This window comes from Streptomyces sp. ID05-39B (genome assembly GCF_033794725.1).
GTDB lineage: Bacteria > Actinomycetota > Actinomycetes > Streptomycetales > Streptomycetaceae > Streptomyces > Streptomyces bobili.
The window spans coordinates 14485-35923 of record NZ_JARGEF010000016.1; the positions used below are offsets into that span (position 1 = coordinate 14485).

General features: G+C 72.8%; 17 protein-coding genes and 1 tRNA gene. 8 read left to right on the top strand and 10 right to left on the bottom strand.

Going from position 1 to position 21439, the window contains the following annotated elements:
* The first annotated feature begins 7 nt into the window (after window positions 1-7).
* The gene (locus P1P75_RS06425; protein ID WP_319252423.1) at window positions 8-1624 is read left to right on the top strand and encodes a glycerol-3-phosphate dehydrogenase/oxidase; all 1617 of its coding nucleotides are present in this window, start codon (window positions 8-10) and stop codon (window positions 1622-1624) included.
* 306 nt (window positions 1625-1930) lie between these two features.
* Window positions 1931-2878, top strand: coding sequence for a PAC2 family protein (locus P1P75_RS06430; protein WP_319252424.1), 948 nt, complete (start codon window positions 1931-1933; stop codon window positions 2876-2878).
* A gap of 71 nt (window positions 2879-2949) precedes the next feature.
* On the opposite strand, the gene mshC is transcribed toward P1P75_RS06430, so the two are convergent.
* The 4 genes from mshC to P1P75_RS06450 all read right to left on the bottom strand — a co-directional run bounded on the left by mshC (window position 2950) and on the right by P1P75_RS06450 (window position 6464).
* The gene (mshC, locus tag P1P75_RS06435; protein ID WP_319252425.1) at window positions 2950-4179 is read right to left on the bottom strand and encodes a cysteine--1-D-myo-inosityl 2-amino-2-deoxy-alpha-D-glucopyranoside ligase; all 1230 of its coding nucleotides are present in this window, start codon (window positions 4177-4179) and stop codon (window positions 2950-2952) included.
* A gap of 125 nt (window positions 4180-4304) precedes the next feature.
* Entirely contained in the window at window positions 4305-5138 is an 834-nt protein-coding gene (locus P1P75_RS06440; protein WP_319252426.1) for an SCO1664 family protein, read from the bottom strand.
* Entirely contained in the window at window positions 5102-5692 is a 591-nt protein-coding gene (locus P1P75_RS06445) for a DUF3090 domain-containing protein (protein ID WP_086770410.1), read from the bottom strand. Before P1P75_RS06445 ends, P1P75_RS06440 begins: the two co-directional genes overlap by 37 nt.
* An 85-nt stretch (window positions 5693-5777) precedes the next feature.
* Window positions 5778-6464: a histidine phosphatase family protein gene (locus P1P75_RS06450; RefSeq protein WP_319252427.1), complete on the bottom strand. Its 687-nt coding sequence runs from the start codon at window positions 6462-6464 to the stop codon at window positions 5778-5780.
* A 59-nt stretch (window positions 6465-6523) separates the two neighbouring features.
* Here P1P75_RS06450 and corA point away from each other — a divergent pair, with 59 nt between their 5' ends.
* Window positions 6524-7519 carry a magnesium/cobalt transporter CorA gene (corA, locus tag P1P75_RS06455; RefSeq protein ID WP_319252457.1) on the top strand — a complete coding sequence of 332 codons (996 nt, stop codon included), beginning with the start codon at window positions 6524-6526 and terminating at the stop codon, window positions 7517-7519.
* Window positions 7520-7551: 32 nt separating this feature from the next.
* Here the strand turns inward: corA and P1P75_RS06460 are convergent, their stop codons facing one another.
* Both P1P75_RS06460 and P1P75_RS06465 read right to left on the bottom strand, forming a co-directional pair.
* Entirely contained in the window at window positions 7552-8340 is a 789-nt protein-coding gene (locus P1P75_RS06460; RefSeq protein ID WP_319252428.1) for a ferritin-like domain-containing protein, read from the bottom strand.
* A 247-nt stretch (window positions 8341-8587) separates the two neighbouring features.
* The gene (locus tag P1P75_RS06465) at window positions 8588-9643 is read right to left on the bottom strand and encodes an LLM class F420-dependent oxidoreductase (RefSeq protein ID WP_086770414.1); all 1056 of its coding nucleotides are present in this window, start codon (window positions 9641-9643) and stop codon (window positions 8588-8590) included.
* Between the two features lie 198 nt (window positions 9644-9841).
* On the opposite strand from P1P75_RS06465, the gene P1P75_RS06470 reads away from it, so the two are divergent.
* Window positions 9842-10828 carry an aldo/keto reductase gene (locus tag P1P75_RS06470; RefSeq protein WP_319252429.1) on the top strand — a complete coding sequence of 329 codons (987 nt, stop codon included), beginning with the start codon at window positions 9842-9844 and terminating at the stop codon, window positions 10826-10828.
* Window positions 10825-13065 (top strand): helix-hairpin-helix domain-containing protein, encoded by a 2241-nt coding sequence (locus tag P1P75_RS06475; protein ID WP_319252430.1) that lies wholly within the window; start codon window positions 10825-10827, stop codon window positions 13063-13065. Before P1P75_RS06470 ends, P1P75_RS06475 begins: the two co-directional genes overlap by 4 nt.
* Before the next feature lie 117 nt (window positions 13066-13182).
* Here the strand turns inward: P1P75_RS06475 and P1P75_RS06480 are convergent, their stop codons facing one another.
* Complete coding sequence (locus P1P75_RS06480; RefSeq protein ID WP_319252431.1) at window positions 13183-13896, bottom strand: hypothetical protein; 714 nt, start codon at window positions 13894-13896, stop codon at window positions 13183-13185.
* Between the two features lie 47 nt (window positions 13897-13943).
* On the opposite strand from P1P75_RS06480, the gene P1P75_RS06485 reads away from it, so the two are divergent.
* Window positions 13944-14132, top strand: coding sequence for a DUF5703 family protein (locus tag P1P75_RS06485; protein ID WP_005485166.1), 189 nt, complete (start codon window positions 13944-13946; stop codon window positions 14130-14132).
* A 70-nt stretch (window positions 14133-14202) separates the two neighbouring features.
* On the opposite strand, the gene P1P75_RS06490 is transcribed toward P1P75_RS06485, so the two are convergent.
* The 3 genes from P1P75_RS06490 to P1P75_RS06500 form a co-directional block, all read right to left on the bottom strand.
* Window positions 14203-14994 (bottom strand): chaplin, encoded by a 792-nt coding sequence (locus P1P75_RS06490; RefSeq protein WP_319252432.1) that lies wholly within the window; start codon window positions 14992-14994, stop codon window positions 14203-14205.
* Between the two features lie 206 nt (window positions 14995-15200).
* Window positions 15201-15434, bottom strand: coding sequence for a chaplin ChpH (chpH, locus tag P1P75_RS06495; protein WP_319252433.1), 234 nt, complete (start codon window positions 15432-15434; stop codon window positions 15201-15203).
* Window positions 15435-15578: 144 nt separating this feature from the next.
* On the bottom strand, window positions 15579-16907 hold the full coding sequence (locus P1P75_RS06500; protein WP_319252434.1) for a M20/M25/M40 family metallo-hydrolase: 1329 nt from the start codon (window positions 16905-16907) through the stop codon (window positions 15579-15581).
* A gap of 262 nt (window positions 16908-17169) precedes the next feature.
* Here P1P75_RS06500 and P1P75_RS06505 point away from each other — a divergent pair.
* Both P1P75_RS06505 and P1P75_RS06510 read left to right on the top strand, forming a co-directional pair.
* Window positions 17170-17254, top strand: a tRNA-Leu gene (locus tag P1P75_RS06505).
* Window positions 17255-17523: 269 nt separating this feature from the next.
* Window positions 17524-21378, top strand: coding sequence for a Pls/PosA family non-ribosomal peptide synthetase (locus tag P1P75_RS06510; protein ID WP_319252435.1), 3855 nt, complete (start codon window positions 17524-17526; stop codon window positions 21376-21378).
* Window positions 21379-21439: the final 61 nt, after the last annotated feature.

Sequence of the window (21439 nt, forward strand, 5' to 3'; positions counted from 1 at the left end):
AACCGCAATGACCACCGAGTCCACCCTGCAGTCCGTGCCTGCCCTCGGCACGCACCCGGCCTACGGCTCGAACCCGAGCCGTGCCGAGACCCGGGAGCAGCTCGCCAAGGCGTCGTACGACCTCCTCGTGATCGGCGGCGGCATCCTGGGCATCTCCACCGCCTGGCATGCCGCGCAGTCCGGCCTCAGGGTGGCAGTGGTCGACGCCGGCGACTTCGCCGGCGCCACCTCCTCCGCCTCCTCCAAGCTGCTCCACGGCGGTCTGCGCTACCTGCAGACCGGCGCGGTGAAGCTGGTGGCGGAGAACCACTTCGAGCGCCGTGCGGTGTCCCGCCAGGTGGCCCCCCACCTGGCGAACCCGCTCACCTTCTACCTCCCCGTGTACAAGGGCGGGCCGCACGGCGCGGCGAAGCTCGGGGCGGGCGTCTTCGCCTACTCCGCGCTGTCGGCCTTCGGTGACGGCGTGGGACACCTGCTGTCGCCGGGCAAGGCCCAGCGCGACGTGCCCGAGCTGCGCACCGAGAACCTCAAGGCCGTCGCCGTGTACGGCGACGACCAGATGAACGACGCCCGGATGGCGCTGATGACGGTCCGCGCGGCCGTCGAGGCGGGCGCCGTGGTGCTCAACCACGCCGAGGTGACCGGGCTGCGCTTCACCAAGGGCCGGGTGACGGGCGCCGAGCTGCGCGACCGTCTCTCCGGTGACGAGTTCGGCGTCAGCGCCCGGCTCGTGCTCAACGCGACCGGGCCGTGGGTGGACCACCTGCGCCGGATGGAGGACCCGAATGCCGCACCGTCGATCCGGCTGTCGAAGGGCGCGCATCTGGTCCTGAAGCGGACGTCTGCGTGGAAGGCGGCGCTGGCGACCCCGATCGACAAGTACCGGATCACCTTCGCCCTCCCCTGGGAGGACATGCTTCTGCTCGGCACGACCGACGAGGTCTACGAGGGCGACCCCGCGGACGTCTCGGTCACCGAGAAGGACACGGCGCAGATACTCGACGAGGCCGCGTTCTCCATCCGTGACCAGCAGCTCGACCGTGATCTGATCACGTACGCGTTCGCCGGTCTGCGGGTGCTGCCGGGCGGTCCCGGCGACACGGCCAAGGCGAAGCGGGAGACGGTGGTGACCGAGGGCAAGGGCGGGATGCTGTCGGTCGCGGGCGGCAAGTGGACGACGTTCCGGCACATCGGGCGGACGGTCATGCAGAAGCTGGAGGCGCTGCCGGGCCACCCGCTCGGTGACGACTTCGAGCCGGTCTCCTCGCTGCCTAAGAGGATGCCGCTGCCGGGTGTCGCCAACCCGCGCGCGGTCGCCCACCGGCTGCTCGTCGACAATCCGGCTCCGGGGCCGCGCATGGCCGCCGACACCGCCAGGCACCTGGCCACGCACTACGGTTCGCTGGCCTTCGACATCGCCCGCCTGGCGAACGAGAACCCGGAACTGAGCGAGCGCGTCCACCCCGACGCTCCGGAGATCTGGGCGCAGGTCGTCTACGCCCGCGACCACGAGTGGGCCGAGACGCAGGACGACGTCCTGCGCCGCCGTACCACCCTGACGATCCGCGGCCTGGCCACGGACGAGGTCCGCGCGAAGGTGCAGGACCTGCTCGACAAGAAGTAGCCGGTAGGGCGCTACGACGCGAAGGGGACGGCTCCTCGGGGAGGGGCCGTCCCGTTCGCGTGCGTGCCGCGCCGCATCATCGGCCGATCACCTCGGTGTCCGAACACCTCGCCGGTGGCCCGGAGTTCCCGCCCGGGAGCGGACGTCGAGGTCGGGCCTTCGAGTGGCTTCCGGCGAGGGGTGTCCGGGGGTGGTGAACGGGGCAGTGATCCGTTCACCGGGCCCGTGCAAGGGGGCTGCGGGCGCCCCCGCCGGACGCCGTAAGGTTGGGTGGTCAGGCGAGGGCACGTCGGAAGGAGGCGCTGGGTGATCGAGCTCGAGGGGGTTCCCGAGCTGATCGACCCGGTCATGGTGGCCGCGTTCGAGGGCTGGAACGATGCCGGCGACGCCGCCTCCACCGCGGTCGCGCATCTGGAACGGGAGTGGAAGGGCGAGGTGTTCGCGGCGCTGGACGCCGAGGACTACTACGACTTCCAGGTGAACCGGCCCACCGTGTGGATCGATGCCGGAGTGCGAAAGATCACGTGGCCGACGACAAGGTTGTCGGTGGTGCGGGTCGGCGGCGAGAAGCCCCGCGACCTCGTGCTCGTGCGGGGCATCGAACCGTCCATGCGCTGGCGCTCGTTCTGCAACGAGCTGCTCGGCTTCGCGCACGAGTTGGGCGTGGAGCTGGTCGTCATCCTCGGCGCCCTGCTCGGCGACACCCCGCACACCCGTCCGGTTCCGATCAGCGGCACGACGTCCGACGCGGACCTGGCCCAGCGGATGGACCTGGAGGAGACCAAGTACGAGGGCCCCACGGGCATCGTCGGCGTCCTCCAGGAGGCGTGCACGCACGCGGGCGTGCCGGCGGTCAGCCTGTGGGCGGCCGTACCGCACTACGTGTCGCAGCCGCCCAACCCGAAGGCGACGCTGGCTCTCCTGAACCGGCTGGAGGACCTGATCGACGTGCGCATCCCGCTGGGCGAGTTGCCCGAGGACGCGCGTGCCTGGCAGGTCGGCGTGGACCAACTGGCCGCGGAGGACAGTGAGGTCGCGGAGTACGTCCAGACGCTGGAGGAGGCCCGCGACACCGCGGAGCTGCCGGAGGCCTCGGGTGAGGCGATCGCCCGGGAGTTCGAGCGCTATCTGCGGCGCCGGGACGGCGGCGGACCGCCCGGCCCCGGCGAGCGGACGCGGCCCCCGAAGCCGCCGAAGCCGACCGGGGAGAGTGCCGGCGAGAGTGCCGAGGACGACGATTCGCCGGAGGAGTAGGACCGGCGGACGCACGGACGGGGCGCCCCCTCACCAGGAGGAGGCGCCCCGTCCGTGCGTCCGCCGACGGGTTACAGGGCGACGCCCAGCAGTGCGTCCACCGCCCGGGACACCACACCGGGCGCCCCGATGTCCGTGCCGCCCCGCTCCTCCTGGAGCGCGGCCCAGCGGTCGACGGCGGCCAGCGCGGCCGGGGCGTCCAGGTCGTTCGTCAGGGCCGCGCGGATCTCTTCCACGAGGGCCTCGGCGGGTGGGCCGTCGGGCCGGGAGACAGCCGCGCGCCAGCGCCCGAGCCGGTCCACGGCGTCCGGGAGCACCTGGTCGGTCCACTCCCAGTCGGCCCGGTAGTGGTGGGCGAGAAGGGTGAGCCGGATCGCGGCGGGGTCGACGCCGTCCCGGCGCAGCCGGGAGACGAAGACGAGGTTGCCCTTGGACTTGGACATCTTCTCGCCGTCCAGCGCGACCATGCCGGCGTGGACGTACGCCTTGGCCATGGGGAACTCGCCGGTGAGCACCTGTGCGTGGGAGGCGCCCATCTCGTGGTGCGGGAAGGCGAGGTCGGAGCCGCCGCCCTGCACGTCGAAGCCCATGCCGAGGTGGTCCAGGGCGATGGCGACGCACTCGATGTGCCAGCCCGGCCTGCCGCGGCCCAGCGAGCCGCCGTCCCAGCTGGGTTCGCCCTCGCGGGCCGCCATCCACAGCATCGGGTCGAGCGGGTTCTTCTTGCCCGGCCGGTCCGGGTCACCGCCGCGTTCCTCGGACAGCAGCCGCATCGCGGCGGCGTCCAGGCCGGAGACCTTGCCGAAGTTCGGGTCGGACCCGACGGAGAAGTAGACGTCCCCGTCGAGTTCGTAAGCGGCGCCGAGTTCACGCAGCCGCTCGACGAGCGGGACGATGCCGGGTATGGCCTCGACGGCGCCTATGTAGTGCCGCGGCGGCAGCATCCGCAGGGCCGTCATGTCCTCGCGGAAGAGGGCCGTCTCCTTCTCGGCGAGCGCGACCCAGTCGAGGCCGTCCCGCTGCGCGCGTTCCAGAAGCGGATCGTCCACGTCGGTCACGTTCTGGACATAGTGAACCTGCCGCTTGGTGTCGAGCCACACGCGCTGAACCAGGTCGAACGCGTTGTAGGTCGCCGCGTGACCCATGTGGGTCGCGTCGTACGGCGTGATGCCGCAGACGTAGATACGGGCGACAGGACCGGGGTCGAGGGTGACGAGGCCGCCGGTCGCGGTGTCGTGGATCCTCAGGTCGCGGCCCTGACCAGGCAGGGCGGGGACCTCGGAAGCGGGCCAGGCATGCATGTCATGAGCCTAACCGGAGGGGTCTGCCGGATACGAACCGGAGCGGGCCGGATGACTGGGAAGGCACTCTTGCGCGGTTCCGGCCCGTGTGCTGCGGTGGCCGCCTGATGGGGAGCGCGGGACGACTAGACCGGTGGCCAGGGGATGGCCGGCCAGTCCCCGCCGGGCTCCGGGTGCCTGCCGGACTCCAGAAGCGCGCCGACCCGCGCGCGGGTGGCGTCGATCTCCGCCGGGGTGATGAGGGCGGCCAGGGTGGCGGTCAGGGTCCCGTCCATCTCCAGGGCGCCCTGGAGGCCCTTGAGCACCTCCACGGCCTCCCCGGTCAGGGGTTCCCCCGCCCAGCCCCACAGGAGCGTGCGGAGCTTGTCCTCGGCGTTGAAGGTGACGCCGTGGTCGATGCCGTACAGCCGCCCGTCGGCGGTGGGCAGCAGATGGCCGCCCTTGCGGTCGGCGTTGTTGATGACCGCGTCGAGGACGGCGAGCCGGCGCAGCCGCTCGTCGTCGGCGTGCACCAGCAGCGCGGTCCGGCCCTCACCGGCCTCGGCGAGACCGATCGCCTTCCAGCCCGGTCCGGGCTCCTCGGCGTCGAGCAGGGCGAGCAGCTCGGCCTCCGGGGACACCTCGATCCACAGCTGGCACATGCCCTCGCCGTACGGCCCGTCGCGCAGGACGGTGGGCGGGACCAGTCCCCAGCCGGTCGCCTCGCTGACCTCGTACGCGGCGACCTCGCGCTGGGCGAGGGTGCCGTCGGGGAAGTCCCACAGGGGTCTCTCCCCGGCGACCGGTTTGTAGACGCACGCGGCCTCGCGGCCCTCGTGCGCGACGGTGCAGTACAGGGCCGCGTTGGACGCCTCCGTGATGCGGCCGCGCACGGTCAGCTCGCCCCGCGCGAGCAGGACGGCGTCGGCCTTGCCGGTGGTCGTCACGCCCCGCGGCGGTATCCGTTCTGGCGCGGACATACGTGTCCTTCCGGGTCGAGCGGCAGACTGCACAGCGGGCAAGGCGGCCGGCCGGCGTTGACGACGTCGAGGGCCCGCTTGGCGAAGGCCCGTGCCTGCGCGCCGGTGAGCCGGACCCGCAGCATCGGGGGCCCGTTCTCCTCGTCCTGGAGGAGCCGTTCCTCGGCCTCGGCGAGGTCCTCGTCGGTGTCGGCCTCGAGTTCCACGAGTGCCTGCGCCTCGACGATCATGCGCTGTTCCTCGCCGTCCCAGGCGAGGGCCATCGTGCCGACCCGGAACTCCTCCTCGACCGGGGTGTCGAGTGGGGCGGAGTCGGCGACTTCGGTGGGCGTGACGGCGGGCACCGCGGCACTTCCGCCGCTACGGCGTACGACCTCGTCCAGCAGCTCGTCCATGCGCTCGGCGAGCGCGGCGACCTGGGTCTTCTCCAGGGCCACGCTGGTCACCCGGGAGCCGGCCGTGGCCTGGAGGAAGAAGGTACGGCGTCCGGGCAGTCCGACCGTACCGGCCACGAAGCGGTCCGGGGGGTCGTAGAGGAACACCTGACGGGACACGTCCTGTCTCCATGGGGATCGTGGGTACGAAAACGTCCATGCGTGAACGCGCGTGTGGACCGCTTCACCCTACTGCGGCCGACGATCACGGTGCGCCCGCGTCGCCCCCGACCGTGGCGTCCTGCTCCGGCGGCGCCTCGCGCGGCATGAGGGAGGCGAAGTCGCCGGTGTCGCCGAGGCGGACGAGGAAGGGGCGCAGGCGGGTGTAGCGGATCACCGTGACGGAACAGGGTTCGACGGAGATGCGCTGGAAGAGGTCGAGGTGCAGCCCGAGGGCGTCCGCGACGAGCGACTTGATGATGTCGCCGTGGGAGCACATGAGGTAGGCGGCGTCGGGGCCGTGGTCGCGCTCCACGCGCGCGTTCCACTCGCGCACCGCCTCGGCGGCGCGGGTCTGCATGGCCCGCATGGACTCGCCGCCGGGGAAGGCGGCGGCGGAGGGGTGCGACTGGACGACCTCCATCAGCGGGTCGTCGGTCAGCTCGGCGAGCTTGCGGCCGGACCAGTCGCCGTAGTGGGCCTCCCCGATCCGCTCGTCGGAGTGGACGGGCAGGTCGGGGCGGGCGGCCAGGAGCGGCCGGATCGTCTCCTGGCAGCGCTGCAGCGGGCTGGCGACGACCTCGGTGATCGGCACGCCCTCCAGCCGTGCGGGCAGCGCGGCGGCCTGCGCGGCGCCGCGCTCGTCGAGGGCGACGCCGGGTGTCCAGCCGGCGAGCACTCCGGAGGTGTTGGCGGTGGACCGTCCGTGCCGGACCAGGATCAGCGTGGGCATGCCGACCAGGGTAGGGGTACTCCTGGGGGCACGGGGAACGGCGGAAGGGAATGCGCTACGTGATCGTCGACTGCGCCATCTATCGCGACGGGCGCCGGACGGAGGGTCCGCAGGACTTCTCCGAGGCGCTGGACGACGTGCGTACCGAGGGCGGCTTCGTCTGGATCGGGCTGCACGAGCCCTCCGAGAAGGAGTTCACCCACGTCACGCGGGAGTTCGCCCTGCACCCGCTGGCGGTGGAGGACTCCCTGAAGGCCCACCAGCGGCCCAAGCTCGAGGTGTACGACGACTCACTGTTCCTGGTGCTGAAACCGGTCGTGTACGAGCCGGAGAGCGATGTGGTGTCCTCCGGCGAGGTCATGGTCTTCCTCGGCGACTCCTTCGTGCTGACCGTGCGGCACGGCGAGGGTTCGCCGCTGGCGGCCGTACGGCAGCGGCTGGAGCACGAGCCGGAGATGCTCGCGAAAGGGCCCACAGCGGTCGTCTACGCGATCGCCGACGCGACCGTCGATCACTATCTGGACGTGGCGGCGGAGCTGCAGACCGACCTGGAGGAGCTGGAGGCGGAGGTGTTCTCGCCGGACGGCGGCGGTTCGCGGAACACGGCGTCCCGGATCTACACGTTCAAGCGGCAGATCCTGGAGTTCCGCCGGGCGACCGTTCCGCTGGCGCCTCCGGTGTCCCGGCTGGCCGGCTCCGGTGTGGCCGGGACGGGCCTGCCGTTCGTGAACGACGACGCGCGGCCCTTCTTCCGTGACGTCGGCGACCATCTCGCGCGCGTGAACGAGTCCGTGGAGGGCCTGGACCGGCTTGTCTCGGACGTCCTGTCGGCCCATCTGGCGCAGATGAGCGTCCGGCAGAACGACGACATGCGGAAGATCTCCGCGTGGGCGGCCATGGCCGCGGTCCCCACGATGATCGCGGGGATCTACGGCATGAACTTCGAGCACATGCCGGAACTGCACTGGACGTGGTCGTACCCGGCCGTGATCGCGGTCATGGCCGCCCTGGAGGTGGGTCTGTACCGGACGTTCAAGCGGCGGGGGTGGCTGTAGGGGCCGCGGGCGCGCGGGCCGGGCCACGTCGTTCAGGCGAACTCGGGGGCCGTGGGGGCGGAGCCGCCCAGGGCGTCCCTGCGTTCGGGCATCCTGAGGGTGACCATGCGGTGCCAGCCCGCCAGCCGCTCCCACACGTACACGGCGTGGATGCCGGCGGCGAGAAGGGCCGCCTTGGGCCGGGACCAGCCCAGGATGCGGCCCATGCGGGTCATCACGGCGAGGCTGACGTCGCGGTAGACGCGGATCTCGGCGAACGCGGCCTCGCGCAGGGTCCGCTGAATGGCGCGGCCGTGTCCCGCGCGCGCGAAGCGCAGCAACTCCTCGTGGCAGTAGGCGAGGTGGTTGTCCTCGTCCTGGGAGATCATCTTCACCGCGCGGCCGAGGTCGGGATGGTCGGCGAAGTGCTTGCGCAGCAGTTCCATCTGTTCGGAGGCGCGCTGTTCGGTGACCCGGCTGTGGGCGAGGTAGGTGACGATGTCCGGCACGGTCAGCGGCCGCTCTGCCCTGAGCCGGTCGTGGGCGAGGCCGATGCCGCCCTGCTCCAGGAGCATCGTGTAGTCGGTGTCGGGCGGGACGGGGACGGGCTGGAGGCCGCGCTTCCTCAGCAGGGCGTTGAAGATCCGCCCGTGCTTGTCCTCGTCGGCTCCGTGCCGGGTGATCTTGGGGGCGAGGTCGCGCTGGTCCGGCGGGACGAGCGCGGCGATCCGGGCGTTCTCCCAGCCGCCCTGCGACTCCCCGCTCGCGGCGATGGAACAGAACAGCCGGAAGGACTCGTCGTCGTCCAGGATCTCCTGGAACAGGCTCTTGGCCGAAAGCATCCTGAGGCACCTCTCTGCATCCCGGGGGAATCCGCAGGTTCCGCAAAGAACGAGTCAAATGCGGGACGAGAGGTACGGCAACAGCTATGTCGGACAACTACGCCGAACGGATGACCCGAGAAGCTCGCGCCGGGGGCGTAACCGCACGCTTCCCGGCGCGTTGTTCCCCGTGACGGCCGTGGCGGGGAAGACCCCCGAGCCCCCACCACGGCCGCTGAAGACCTCCCCCCCTCCGCCGCGAGCGGCCCTACGCCAGTCCGGCCAGCTCCAGGGCTTCCGCACCCGCCCGCAGCGAGGCGAGCCGCTCGTCGAGCGTGAAGCCCGCGGGGGCGAGGGTGAGGGTGGTGACGCCGGCCGCCGCATAGGCCTTCATCCGGTCGGCGATCCGCTCCTTGGACCCCAGCAGCGTCGTCCGGTCGATCAGCTCGTGCGGTACGGCGGCCGCGGCGCCCTGCTTGTCACCGGCGAGGTACTTGTCCTGGATCTCGTCGGCGGCCTGCTCATAGCCCATGCGCCGCGTGAGCTGGTTGTAGAAGTTCTGCTTGCGGCTGCCCATTCCGCCGACGTACAGCGCGGTGTACGGGCGGAACGTGTCGGCGAGCTGCTCGACGTCGCTGTCGGCGCCGACGGCCAGCGGCAGCGTCGGGCAGATGTCGAAACCGTCCAGCGTCCTGCCGGCCTTCTCGCGCCCCGCGCGCAGGTGCTTGATCGCGGTGTCCTCGAGGTGGTCGGCGGACGGGAAGATCAGCAGGGCGCCGTCGGCGATCTCGCCGGTCTGCTCCAGGTTCTTCGGGCCGATCGCCGCGATGTAGAGCGGGATGTGCTCGCGCTCCGGGTGCACGGTCAGCTTGATCGGCTTGCCGGGACCGCCCGGCAGGGGCAGCGTCCAGTGCTCGCCCTCGTAGGACAGCCGCTCACGCGTCATCGCCTTGCGGACGATCTCGACGTACTCGCGCGTGCGGGACAGCGGCTTGTCGAACTTGACGCCGTACCAGCCCTCGGAGACCTGCGGGCCGGAGACGCCGAGGCCGAGGCGGAAGCGGCCGCCCGACAGCGAGTCGAGGGTGGCGGCGGTCATCGCGGTCATCGCCGGCTGGCGGGCCGGGATCTGGAAGATGGCCGAGCCGACGTCGATGCGCTCGGTCTGGGCCGCGACCCAGGTGAGCACGGTGGCGGCGTCCGAACCGTAGGCCTCCGCGGCCCAGCACACCGCGTACCCGAGCCGGTCGGCCTCCTGCGCCACGGCCAGGTTGTCCCCGTCCATTCCGGCACCCCAGTAGCCGAGGTTGATCCCGAGCTGCATGGCCGATCCCCTTACTGATCAGTAACGACGCTGTTGCGGAGACAGTAGCGCGGGCACGGCCCCCGGGGGAGGGCGGTGTGGCGAGGGTCGCGCCCGGCCGCCGGGCCCCCGGCCTGCCCGAACCACTCGCGGCCCGCCCGGAATTCGGTTGTCCACAGGCAACCCACGGCCCAGTTCTGGCCAGTAATCTCGGCACCCATGGAGCAGAGGCATCTCGGCCGCACCGGCCTGCGCGTGTCCCGCATCGGGCTCGGCACCCTGACCTGGGGCCGCGACACCGACGAGCACGACGCCGCGGACCTCCTGAAGACCTTCTGGGAGGCGGGCGGCACCCTCGTCGACACGGCGGACGCGTACGGCGACGGAGAGGCCGAGTATCTGCTGGGGCGGCTCATCGAAGGCCTCGTTCCGCGCCGGGACCTGATCATCTCGACCAAGGCCGGCAGCGTGCCCGATCCGGACCGTCGCTTCGACGGCTCGCGCGGTCACCTCCTGGGGGCCCTGGACGCCTCGCTCGGCCGGCTCGGCACGGACCACGTCGACGTGTGGCACGTACACGCCTTCGATCCGGACACCCCGCTGGAGGAGACCCTCCAGGCCCTCGACATCGCGGTCTCCAGCGGGCGCGCCCGCTATGCGGGGATCGCCAACTTCTGCGGCTGGCAGCTCGCCAAGGCCGCCACCTGGCAGCTCGCCGCCCCGGGCACCCGCACCCGGCTGGCCGGCACGCAGATGGAGTACTCCCTGCTCCAGCGCGGCGTGGAGCGCGAGGTGCTGCCGGCCGCCCTGGACCTGGGCATCGGCCTGCTGCCCTCCTCCCCGCTCGGCCGGGGAGTCCTCACCGGCAAGTACCGGGGCGACGCCCGGCCGCCGGACTCGCGCGCCGCCTCGGACCACTTCGCGCCGTTCGTCGAGCCCTACCTCGACGACACCGCGAGCCGCATCGTGGACGCCGTGGCGACCGCGGCGGACGGGCTCGCGGTGACCCCGCTCCAGATCGCGCTGGCGTGGGTGCGCGACCGGCCGGGAGTGACGGCCCCGATCGTCGGCGCGCGCAACGCGCAACAGCTCACGGCGGCATTGTCAGTGGAGGCCCTTAGTCTTCCTGACGAGATCTGCCGGGCGCTCGACGACGTGTCGGCGCCCGTGCACCGCTATCCCGATCACGACTGGAGCACGCTGTGAGCACGGAGCCGGAGCCCCCCAGCACCACGGAGAACACCGGGCCGGGCACCCCGGACGACGCCCCGCCCGCCGAGGCCTCTTCGGGGACCGACTCCGTGGCGGCCACGGCCGGGGGGCCGACGTCCGAGGCCGCGACCGGTGAGAGCGCCCCGAAGCCCCCGGCCGCCGAGGCCGCGGATACGGAGCCCGGCGCCGACGAGGCCGCCCGGAAGCTCTCCGAGGCCGAGGCGGAACTCGCCGCGCAGAAGCTGGAGCGTGAGCGGATCGAGCGGCGCAAGGCCGAGAAGCAGGGCCCCATCCCCGCCGGGACCAAGCTCAGCGGCAAGGCCGCCGACCTCCTCGCGGCCGTCCGGGCAGTGGAGGGTGGGGAGAAGCCCGCCGCCACCGTGTTCGCCGATCCGGAGCCCGCCCCGCGCCGCGCCGCGGCGGAGCCCGTGCGGCGCCCGCAGCCGGTGGCCGCGGAGCCCGCCGCCACGGCACCGGCACCGGACACCGTCGAGGCGGTACGGCGGGTGCTGACCGGTGGCGGTGCCCCCGAGTCGCTGGCGCCGCAGGTCGCCGCCGCTCTCGGCGAGGGCGCCGCGCAGGCGCTCGGCGAGGACCCCTGGCAGTTGCTGCGCGTCCCCGGTGTGCGGCCCGAGCAGGCCGACGGCTTCGCGCGGGCGCTGCTCGGCACGGAGTGCGCCCCGGACGACGAGCGGCGGGGCCGGGCGGTCACCGTCTGGCTGCTGGAGCAGGCGGCCCTGGCCGGGCACACCGCCCTGGAACTGCCGGCCCTGACGGCCGCGCTCGGCAGGCAGGGTGTCCCGGACGCGGACGCGGCCGTACAGAGCACCCTCGCCGAGGGCGAGGCCCTCGCCTTCCAGGACGCCGTCGACGAGCCCGGGGCCGCCCCGGCCAGGGCTGCGCAGAGCGAGGAGTCCGAAGGGGACGACGAGGAGGAGACCGGCCCGGTCCGGGTCCTGGTGGGCCTCGAACGGTACGCGCTCGCGGAGGAGAGCCTCGCCGACGCTCTGGCCCGGGTGGTCAACTCGGTCGCCAAGGAGGCTTCGACGGCGTGGGAGCCGGCCGCCGCCTCCGCGTCCGGCAGCACCGCCGAGCTGATCCGCGCGGTCGCCGGGCACGGTCTGGTCCTGCACACCGGTGGCGAGGCAGCCCGCGCGGAACCGGCCGCCCTGCTGGCCGCCGCCCGGTCCCTCGGGCTGCGCGCGGTCGCCGCCTGTCACACGCCGGACGGACGGCGGCGGCTCGCGGCCCGTCTGCACGCCGATGACGGGGACGGCTTCCTCGTCACCGTCCCCGGCCTGCTGTCCGGCGCCGAGGGCCCCGGCCGGGACGCCGAGGGCGCCTTCGCCCTCGACCTGCTGATCGTGCTGGACGCGCCGCAGCTGGACGTGGAGACCGCCGCGATGCTCGTGGAGTCACTGCCGGACGGCGCCCGGCTGGTGCTCAGCGGTGATCCGGCGATGCTCTGGTCGGCCGGTCCCGGCCGGGTCTTCGCCGATCTGCTGGCCGCCCGCGTCTGCCCCCAGGTGGCTTCCCGCACCCCCGATCCGGGACCGCTCGGCGAGCTGGTGTCCGGCGTGGGCATCGGCGAGCTGAACCAGGTCGAGGCGCCCGGCAAGGAGATCGTGATCGTGCCCGTGCGGGACGCCGGCGAGGCCGTGCACCGGACGGTGCAGCTCGTCGCCGACTCCGTGCCACGGGCCTTCGGCATCCCCGCCGAGCAGACGGTGGTCGTCACCCCGGGCCACGGCGGCGCGGCCGGTACCCGCGCGCTGAACGCCGCCCTCAAGGAGCGCCTCAACCCGGGCCCCGGCCGCTTCGGCGGCTTCGACCCCGGCGACCGGATCGCCTACTCCCCCGCTCCGGGCCGTACGGTGGCGGGCCAGGTGGTGACGGCCGACGCGGACGGACTGCACCTGTCCTGCGCCGGCGCCGCCGTGGTCGTACCGAAGGAGCGGGTGGAGCAGTCCGTGCGGCACGGGTGGGCGCTCACGGCGCACCAGGCGGTGGGGAGCCGGTGGCCGGCCGCGGTCGTGGTGCTGCCAGGCGATGCCGCGCAGGTCCTCAGCCGCCCGTGGGTCTACACGGCCTTCAGCCGGGCCGAGCGCCACCTGTCCGTGGTCCACGGCGTCGAGCAGGCGCTCGCCGGTGCGGTCGCCGAGGTCACGGCCAAGCCCCGTACGACCCGGTTGCCGGTGCTGCTGCGCACACAGGTGCCGGCGGCGGGCTGACGGCCCGGAGGACGCGGACGGCGGCGGTCACGGCGGGGAATCACTCCCCTGCCGTGACCGCCGCCGTCCGTCCGTCCACGTCCACCGCCGTCGCCGGGCGTCCGGCACGGCTCCGCGCTAGCGGTCCACGCGGTCGGCGTCCGACCGCTGCGAGCCCGCTCCCCCGTCCTCCTCGTCATCCGCCGGTTCGCCCTCGTCGTCGTCCTCGTCCTCCTCGTCATCGAGGTCGTCGTCGAAGACGGAGCTGACGTCGAAGCGGCACACGACCTGCTGCGGGTCCGGCTGCTCGAAGGGGGTCTCCAGCCATTCGCCCGGCTCGGCCGGCTCGTCGGCCGCCAGCACCCACAGGGTGGAGTCGCCCTCCTCCAGGCCGAACTCCTTGTGCCGGGAGGCGATCTCGTCGGGCTCGAACTCGCCGAAGAGCAGGCCCAGCGCTCCGTGGACGGTCCCGGAGGCCTCCGCGTCCGCGCCGTCCTCGAACTCCGCCGCCTCGACCCGCTGGGCCTGCGCCAGCAGCCGCTGCGGTTCCACCACGGCGTAGTCGCGGCGGATCAGCACGCTCAGGGCGTTGGGCTCCTCGGGGCCCGCGTAGGGCGGCAGCGAGTCGTCGGCGCCGGGGATCTCGAAGGGGGTGACCTCGTCATAGCGGTCGTAGAGCAGCTCGTCGTACACCTCCGCCGCCGCGGCCAGCTCGTTGAACGCCTCGTAGACGGCCGGGTCGTCCTCACCCGTCCTGCGTTCGACCGCCGCCAGGTGGCGGTCGAGCGCGGTCTTGACCGCCTCGGCGGCGGCGCGTACCTCGGCAGCGGTGGGCTGCGCAGCATCAGACATAGAGCAGACGCTATCCGTACCGGGCCCCAGCCCGCACAATAGATGCGATGCCGGAATACGAATTTGTCGACGTGTACGTTCCGCGCGGTGTCTCCCGCAAGGACGCGACACGTCTGCTGACCGACCATGCGGAGTACGGACACTGGGAGTTGGACCGTCTGAGCCTTCTGCGGGACGGCAGCCGCCGAGTGCGGCTGCGTCGGCGGATCATCCGTCAGGTACGCGCCACGTGGTGAGCTGAACATGACGGAAACGGAGCGGGCCCCGCCTGGGCGGGGCCCGCTCCGTCGTGCGGTGCCGGGGACGTCACGCCGAGGCGCGTGCCTTGCGGTAGAGGACCGCGCCCGCGAGCAGCGCGCCCGCGCCGGCCGGGAGGGCGAGGCCGAGCGGCAGTCCGCTGCCGGTCTGCGCGAGCTGCGGGGAGTGGACGGAGGAGGCGCCGGCCGGGGTCACGTGACCGGGCTTGGCGGGCGTGCCCTCGGCCTCGGAGTGGCTGGACTTTCCGGGGCCGGCCGGCTTGCCGGGGCCCTGGTGGCCGGGCGTCTCCTCGCCGCCGGGAGGCGTTCCGTACTCGCGGCCGGGGCCGCTGTCGTTGGCGCAGTCGTTGCCCATGGTCGGGTTGAGGATCCCGACGACGTCGATGCTGTTGCCGCAGACGTTGACCGGCACGTGTACCGGTGCCTGGACGTTGTTGCCGGACAGAACGCCGGGCGAACCGGCGGTGTGGCCGCCCGCCTGCGCGCCGCCGGAACCGCTGTGCGCGCCGGAGCCGCCCTGGGAGCCGGAGCCGCCGTGGCTGCCGCCGCCGTTCCCGGTGTGGCCGGCGCCGCCGCTCTTGCCGCCGCTGTGGCCCGTGCTCCGGTTGGCACAGGAGTTGCCGACCGACGGGTTGAGGAGGCCGACCACGTCGACGGTGTTGCCGCAGACGTTGACCGGCACGTTCACCGGCGCCTGGACGTTGTTGCCGGACAGGACGCCGGGCGAGTCGGAGGCGGAGCCGGTCGCGCCGGAGTCGGCGTGTGCGTACCCTCCGGCGGCGGCGATCACCCCCGTCGCCGCCGCCACGGTCATAAGGCCTTTGCGGGTGACCTGTCGCATTCCTGAATCCCTGCTTTCGATCTCGTCCCGAATTGCTCGCATCCTTCCAGCTGCGCGAGGCCTTCGGGTTCTACGGCTTCTTCGGTTTTCCTTTCTCACTCCATCGGCTTTCGCGCGGATGAACATGAGAAAAGACCGGTCGGCCCCGGAGCGCATGGAGTGCGCTCCGGGGCCGACGGTGTGGACGACCCCTCAGCGGGTCGACGTCACTTGTTGATGCAGACGTTGCCGAAGGCGGGGTTCAGCAGCCCGATCACCGAGACCGTGTTGCCGCAGACGTTCACGGGGACGTGAACGGGAACCTGGATCACGTTGCCGGAAACAACACCCGGGGAGTGCACCGCGGCACCCTGGGCGCCCGAATCGGCGACGGCCATGCCCGCACCCGCGAGAACCAGACCACCGGTGGCAGCCGCAGCAGCGACGATCTTCTTGATCATTATTCCTCCTTGTTGGCAATGCGATCCCAAGCAACGGGATCGCATCACCAGTAACGACGAGGAAGTAATGGGGCTACGTGCTTATCGTCGCATTCACTCTTTCCAGTCGCTCCCGCACAGGCTGCCGAATAAAAGGAACGTTGTTCAGGAAGCGTCGATGAAGCGGTCGAGGACGCGGACACCGAACTGGAGTCCGTCCACCGGCACCCGCTCGTCGACGCCGTGGAACATGCCGGCGAAGTCCAGCTCCGGCGGCAGCTTCAGCGGGACGAAGCCGAAGCCGCGGATGCCGAGGTCGTCGAAGGACTTGGCGTCGGTCCCGCCGGAGAGCATGTAGGGGATCGCCTTGGCCGTGGGGTCCTCGGCGAGCAGCGCGGACTGCATGGCCTCCACCAGCGGTCCGTCGAAGGAGGTCTCCAGGGCCTTGTCGGAGTGGACGTCCTCGCGGCGCACCTTGGGGCCGAGGATCCGGTCCAGGTCGGCGAGGAACTCGTCCTGGTATCCGGGCAGGAAGCGCCCGTCGACGTGGGCGGTGGCCTCGCCCGGGATGACGTTGACCTTGTAGCCGGCGCCGAGCTGGGTCGGGTTGGCGGTGTTGCTCAGGGTCGCGCCGATCAGCTTGGCGATGCCGCCGAGCCGCACGAGGGTCGACTCCATGTCCTCGGCGTCCAGCTGGATGCCGAGCGCGTCACCCAGCTCGTCGAGAAAGGCCCGGGTGGTCTTGGTGACCCGCACCGGGAACGTGTGGCGGCCCACCCTCGCCACGGCCTCCGAGAGTTCGGTGATCGCGTTGTCCCGGTGGATCATCGAGCCGTGCCCGGCGGTGCCGGCCACGGTCAGTTTCATCCACTGCATACCCTTCTCGGCCGTCTGGATCAGATAGAGCCGCCGCTCCTCGCTCACCGTGAACGAGAACCCGCCCACCTCGCTGATCGCCTCGGTGACGCCTTCGAAGAGGTCGGGGTGGCGGTCGACCAGGTGCCGGGCGCCGTAGGTGCCGCCGGCCTCCTCGTCGGCGAGGAAGGCCAGGACGATGTCGCGAGGCGGCCTGCGTCCGGAGCGCAGCCGGTCGCGGACGACCGCCAGGGTCATCGCGTCCATGTCCTTCATGTCGACCGCGCCCCGGCCCCAGACGCACCCGTCGGCGACCTCGCCGGAGAAGGGGTCGTAGGTCCAGTCGGCCGCGTTGGCCGGTACGACGTCGAGGTGGCCGTGGATGAGCAGCGCCGGCCGGGACGGGTCCGTGCCCTCGATACGGGCCACGGTGGAGGCTCGGCCCGGGTGCGACTCGTAGATCTTCGATTCGAGCCCGACCTCGGCGAGCTTCTCGGCCACGTACTCGGCCGCCTTGCGCTCGCCGGGACCGGAGTGGTCGCCGTAGTTGCTGGTGTCGAACCGGATCAGCTCGCGGCAGAGGTCCACGACCTCGTCCTCGCCGGTGACGCCCCTGGCCGTGTCGTCCGTCGCGCTCACTCTGGTTCCTCCCGCTGTCACTGCTGGTGGTTCCCCTCATCCTCCCCCTCTCCGCCGCCGCGCCCAAGACCGGTCCCGGCCCGTCACAAGCCGTTCACGCCCGGTGCGACGGACGGCAGGCGGGCGGCAGGCGGGCGGCAGGGCGGCGGCAGGCGGGCGGCAGGGAGCAGCGGTGACGGCAGTCGGCTGTGATCGGGCACCCCGGAAAGCCTGGTAATGTTTACGTCGTCGCCGCCGGGGAAACCCGCGCGACAGACACCTTGTCCGGGTGGCGGAATGGCAGACGCGCTAGCTTGAGGTGCTAGTGCCCTTTATCGGGCGTGGGGGTTCAAGTCCCCCCTCGGACACGCGAATGAGTGAGGGCCCCGACCGTCTGGTCGGGGCCCTCACTCGTTGATGTGGGACATCTCTCCCCGGCCTGAAGATCACCAGGTCACAGCCCCACCGCGGTCCCCGACGAGCCCCGGACGGCCATCCCTGCTGGCTGACAGATGGGGGCGAGCCTAGCGTCGTACTAAAATTTCCGGCTTGTTACGGGCTGGAGCCGGACAACCCCAGGCAGACCTGCGGGCCCGCCAGCGCCCCGGAGGTGTCCGGGCATGAGACGCGAGGACCGATGGCAGCCACAGACGAGAGCAGCGCTCTCGGCCTGCTCGACGAAGAGATCCGCGAACAGCTCGGCGACACGGCACGTTTCTCGGGCGGTCCCGCGGCCTCCCCGCGCACCCTCGTCGACATCCTCGACGCGTCCGTGCGCTCGTACCCGGACGAGCCGGCCCTGGACGACGGCGCCGCCGCGCTGACCTACCGGCAGCTGGCCGTCGAGGTCGACCGGCTGCGGCTTCGGCTGGCGGGCGCCGGGGTGGGCCTCGGCGACCGGGTGGGGGTCCGGGTGCCGTCCGGGACCAACGACCTGTACGTCGCGATCCTCGCCGTCCTGGCCGCCGGGGCCGCCTATGTGCCCGTCGACGCGGAGGACCCCGAGGAGCGGGCCGCACTGGTCTTCGGGGAGGCCGGGGTCAGGGCCGTCGTGGGGGCCGGGCACGAGCTGACCGTCCACGGCCGCTCCGAGGTGCCCGCCGCGCGGCCCGGTGCCGGGCACGACGCGTGGATCATCTTCACCTCCGGTTCCACCGGGAAGCCCAAGGGCGTCGCCGTCAGCCATCGCGGCGCCGCCGCCTTCGTGGACGCCGAGGCCGCCCTGTTCCTCACCGAGGAGCCGATCGGCCCCGGCGACCGCGTGATGGCGGGGCTGTCCGTCGCCTTCGACGCCTCCTGCGAGGAGATGTGGCTGGCCTGGCGGTACGGGGCCTGTCTGGTGCCGGTGCCGCGTGCGCAGGTCAGGAGCGGTGCCGACCTCGGGCCCTGGCTGGTGGAGCAGGAGATCACCGTCGTCTCGACCGTGCCCACGCTGGCCGCGCTCTGGGAGCCGGAAACCCTCAACGACGTCCGCCTGCTGATCTTCGGCGGCGAGGCCTGCCCGCCCGAGCTGGTGCAGCGGCTGGTGACCGAGGGCCGCGAGGTCTGGAACACGTACGGACCGACCGAGGCGACCGTGGTGGCCTGTGCCTCGCTGATGAGCGGGGCGGAGCCGGTCCGGATCGGGCTGCCGCTGCGGGGCTGGGAGCTGGCCGTCGTGGACGAGGCCGGGGAGCCCGTGCCGATGGGAGGTACCGGCCAGCTGGTGATCGGCGGGGTCGGGCTGGCCCGGTACCTCGACGCCGGGAAGGACGCGGAGAAGTACGCGCCGCTGGAGTCGCTGGGCTGGGAGCGGGCGTACCGCAGCGGTGATCTCGTGAAGGCGGAGGCCGAGGGGCTGGTCTTCCTCGGGCGGGCCGACGAGCAGATCAAGCTCGGCGGGCGGCGGATCGAGCTGGGCGAGGTCGACGCGGCGCTCCAGGCGCTGCCCGGCGTCGCGGGCGCGGCGGCCGCCGTGCGCACCGCGCGCAGCGGGAACCAGCTCCTCGTCGGCTATGTCGTCACCCAGGAGGGCTGGGACCGGGCCGCGGCCGTGGAGAAGCTGCGCGCCGCGCTGCCCGCCGCGCTGGTGCCGCTGCTCGCGCCGGTGGCCGACCTGCCGACCCGGACGTCGGGCAAGGTCGACCGGGCCGCGCTCCCCTGGCCCCTGGAGGGCCTGGAGGCGGGCGGCCCCGCGGAGCGGCTCTACGGCACCGAGGCCTGGCTCGCCGAGCAGTGGACGGAGGTCCTCGGCATCCCGGTCGGCGGCGCCCGTGACGACTTCTTCGCGATCGGCGGCGGCAGCCTGGCCGCCGCCCAGCTCACCACGCGGCTGCGCACCCGGTACCCGAACGCCGCCGTCCTGGACGTCTACCAGCAGCCGACGCTGCGCAAGCTGGCCCGGCACCTGGAGAAGTCCGCGCAGGACGACGGTTTTCGGCGGACGGTCGCGCCGGTGCCGCGGCGCGCGCAGGTGATCCAGGTCCTGCTGCTCCTGCCCCTGTTCACGCTGCTGGGGCTGCGCTGGACGCTGGTCCTGGCCGCCGCGGGCAACGTGCTGCCCGCGTACGGCGGGCTGCCGACCGCGCCCTGGTGGCTGGTGATCGCGGGCGCCCTGCTGTTCTTCAGCCCGCCGGGCCGGCTCGCGCTCGGCGCGGGCGGGGCGCGGCTGCTGCTGCGGGGCGTGACGGCGGGCCGCCACCCGCGCGGCGGCAGCGTGCATCTGAGGCTGTGGGCCGCCGAGCGGCTCGTGGAGTTCACCGGGGCGGCCTCGCTGACCGGCTCCTGGCTGGAGCGGTACGCGCGCGCCCTGGGCGCCAGGGTCGGCCCGGACGTGGATCTGCACGCGCTGCCGCCGGTCACCGGACTGCTCCGGCTGGGCCGGGGCGCGGCCGTGGAGTCCGAGGTGGACCTCTCCGGCTGGTGGCTGGACGGCGACCGGCTGGAGATCGGGCCGGTCAGGATCGGCGCTCATGCCGTCGTCGGCACGCGCAGCATCCTGTTCCCGGGCGCCCGGGTCGGCAAGCGGGCCGAGGTGGCGCCGGGTTCGGCCGTCACCGGTCAGATCCCGACCGGGCAGCGCTGGGCGGGCGCGCCCGCGGTCAAGCTCGGCAAGGCCAAGCGCAACTGGCCCAAGGAGCGGCCGGCCCGGGGCCGGGCCTGGCGGGCGCTGTACGGGGCCGCGGGCGTCGGGCTGACGCTGCTGCCGGTGCCGGCCGCCGGGGCCGCGCTGCTCGTGGTGTACGCCCTGGTCTCACCGGACGCCCCGCTGCGGGGTGCGGCACTGGCGCTGGTCCCGGCCACACTCGCCTACGGGCTGACGTACGCGCTGCTGCTTCTGGTCGCCGTGCGGCTGCTGAGTCTGGGACTGCGTGAGGGCACGCATCCGACGCACAGCCGGATCGGCTGGCAGGCCTGGACGGTCACGCAGCTGATGGACCGCTCGCGCGAGACGCTCTTCCCGCTGTACGCCGGGCTGGTCACGCCGGTCTGGCTGCGGCTGCTGGGGATGCGGATCGGGAAGGGCGCCGAGGTGTCGACCGTCCTCGCGCTGCCCAGCCTGACCACGGTCGGTGAGGGCGCCTTCCTGGCCGACGACACACTGACCGCGCCGTACGAGCTGGGTGGCGGCTGGATGCGGATCGGGCGGGCGGAGATCGGGCGGCGGGCGTTCCTCGGGAACTCGGGGATGACCGCGCCGGGGCGGAGCGTGCCGGACGGCGGGCTGGTCGGGGTGCTGTCGGCGACGCCGAAGAAGGCGAAGAAGGGCAGCTCGTATCTGGGGTTGCCGCCGATGAAGCTGCCGCGCGCGGCGGCCGGCGGTGACCAGAGCCGGACGTACGACCCGCCGGCCCGGCTGCTGTGGGCGCGCGGGCTGGTGGAGCTGTGCCGGATCGTGCCGGTGTTCTGCTCGGCCGGTATCGCGGTGCTGACCGTGGCGGCGCTGTGCGCGCTGGGCGGGTGGGCGCCGCTGCTGTCCGGGCTCGTGCTGCTGGGGGCGGGGGCGCTGGCGGGGCTGGTGTCGATCGCCGCCAAGTGGCTGCTGGTCGGGCGGCACCGCGGCGGGGAGCACCCGCTGTGGAGCGGTTTCGTGTGGCGCAACGAGCTGGCGGACACCTTCGTCGAGGTGGTGGCGGTGCCGTGGCTGGCCGGTTTCGTGCCGGGTACGCCGGTGCTGTCGGCGTGGCTGCGCGGGCTGGGCGCGCACATCGGCAGGGGCGTCTGGGTGGAGAGCTACTGGCTGCCGGAGACGGACCTGGTGACGCTGGAGGACGCGGCCACGGTGAACCGCGGCTGTGTGCTCCAGACTCACCTCTTCCACGACCGGATCTTGCGGACGGATACTGTGGTCCTCCGTGAGGGTGCCACGCTGGGCCCTGGCGGGATCGTGCTGCCCGGCAGCACGATCGGGGCCCGGACGACTTTGGGTCCCGCGTCGCTCGTGATGGCCGCGGAGTCCGTCCCGGACGACACCCGCTGGCTCGGAAACCCGATCGAAGCATGGCGTCCCTGAACGCCTGCCCCTTCGAACCGGACGACGGCACACCGGCGAGGAGTGGCAGCACGGCGCAGGG

Excerpts from the sequence above, each read along its gene's own strand:
- P1P75_RS06470 (WP_319252429.1), top strand. The coding sequence starts at position 9,842 with ATGGAGCAGAGGCATCTCGGCCGCACCGGCCTGCGCGTGTCCCGCATC.
- P1P75_RS06490 (WP_319252432.1), bottom strand. The coding sequence starts at position 14,994 with ATGCGACAGGTCACCCGCAAAGGCCTTATGACCGTGGCGGCGGCGACG.
- P1P75_RS06485 (WP_005485166.1), top strand. The coding sequence starts at position 13,944 with ATGCCGGAATACGAATTTGTCGACGTGTACGTTCCGCGCGGTGTCTCC.
- P1P75_RS06460 (WP_319252428.1), bottom strand. The coding sequence starts at position 8,340 with ATGCTTTCGGCCAAGAGCCTGTTCCAGGAGATCCTGGACGACGACGAG.
- P1P75_RS06510 (WP_319252435.1), top strand. The coding sequence starts at position 17,524 with ATGGCAGCCACAGACGAGAGCAGCGCTCTCGGCCTGCTCGACGAAGAG.
- P1P75_RS06440 (WP_319252426.1), bottom strand. The coding sequence starts at position 5,138 with ATGTCCGCGCCAGAACGGATACCGCCGCGGGGCGTGACGACCACCGGC.
- P1P75_RS06480 (WP_319252431.1), bottom strand. The coding sequence starts at position 13,896 with ATGTCTGATGCTGCGCAGCCCACCGCTGCCGAGGTACGCGCCGCCGCC.
- P1P75_RS06425 (WP_319252423.1), top strand. The coding sequence starts at position 8 with ATGACCACCGAGTCCACCCTGCAGTCCGTGCCTGCCCTCGGCACGCAC.
- mshC (WP_319252425.1), bottom strand. The coding sequence starts at position 4,179 with ATGCATGCCTGGCCCGCTTCCGAGGTCCCCGCCCTGCCTGGTCAGGGC.
- chpH (WP_319252433.1), bottom strand. The coding sequence starts at position 15,434 with ATGATCAAGAAGATCGTCGCTGCTGCGGCTGCCACCGGTGGTCTGGTT.
- P1P75_RS06450 (WP_319252427.1), bottom strand. The coding sequence starts at position 6,464 with ATGCCCACGCTGATCCTGGTCCGGCACGGACGGTCCACCGCCAACACC.
- P1P75_RS06465 (WP_086770414.1), bottom strand. The coding sequence starts at position 9,643 with ATGCAGCTCGGGATCAACCTCGGCTACTGGGGTGCCGGAATGGACGGG.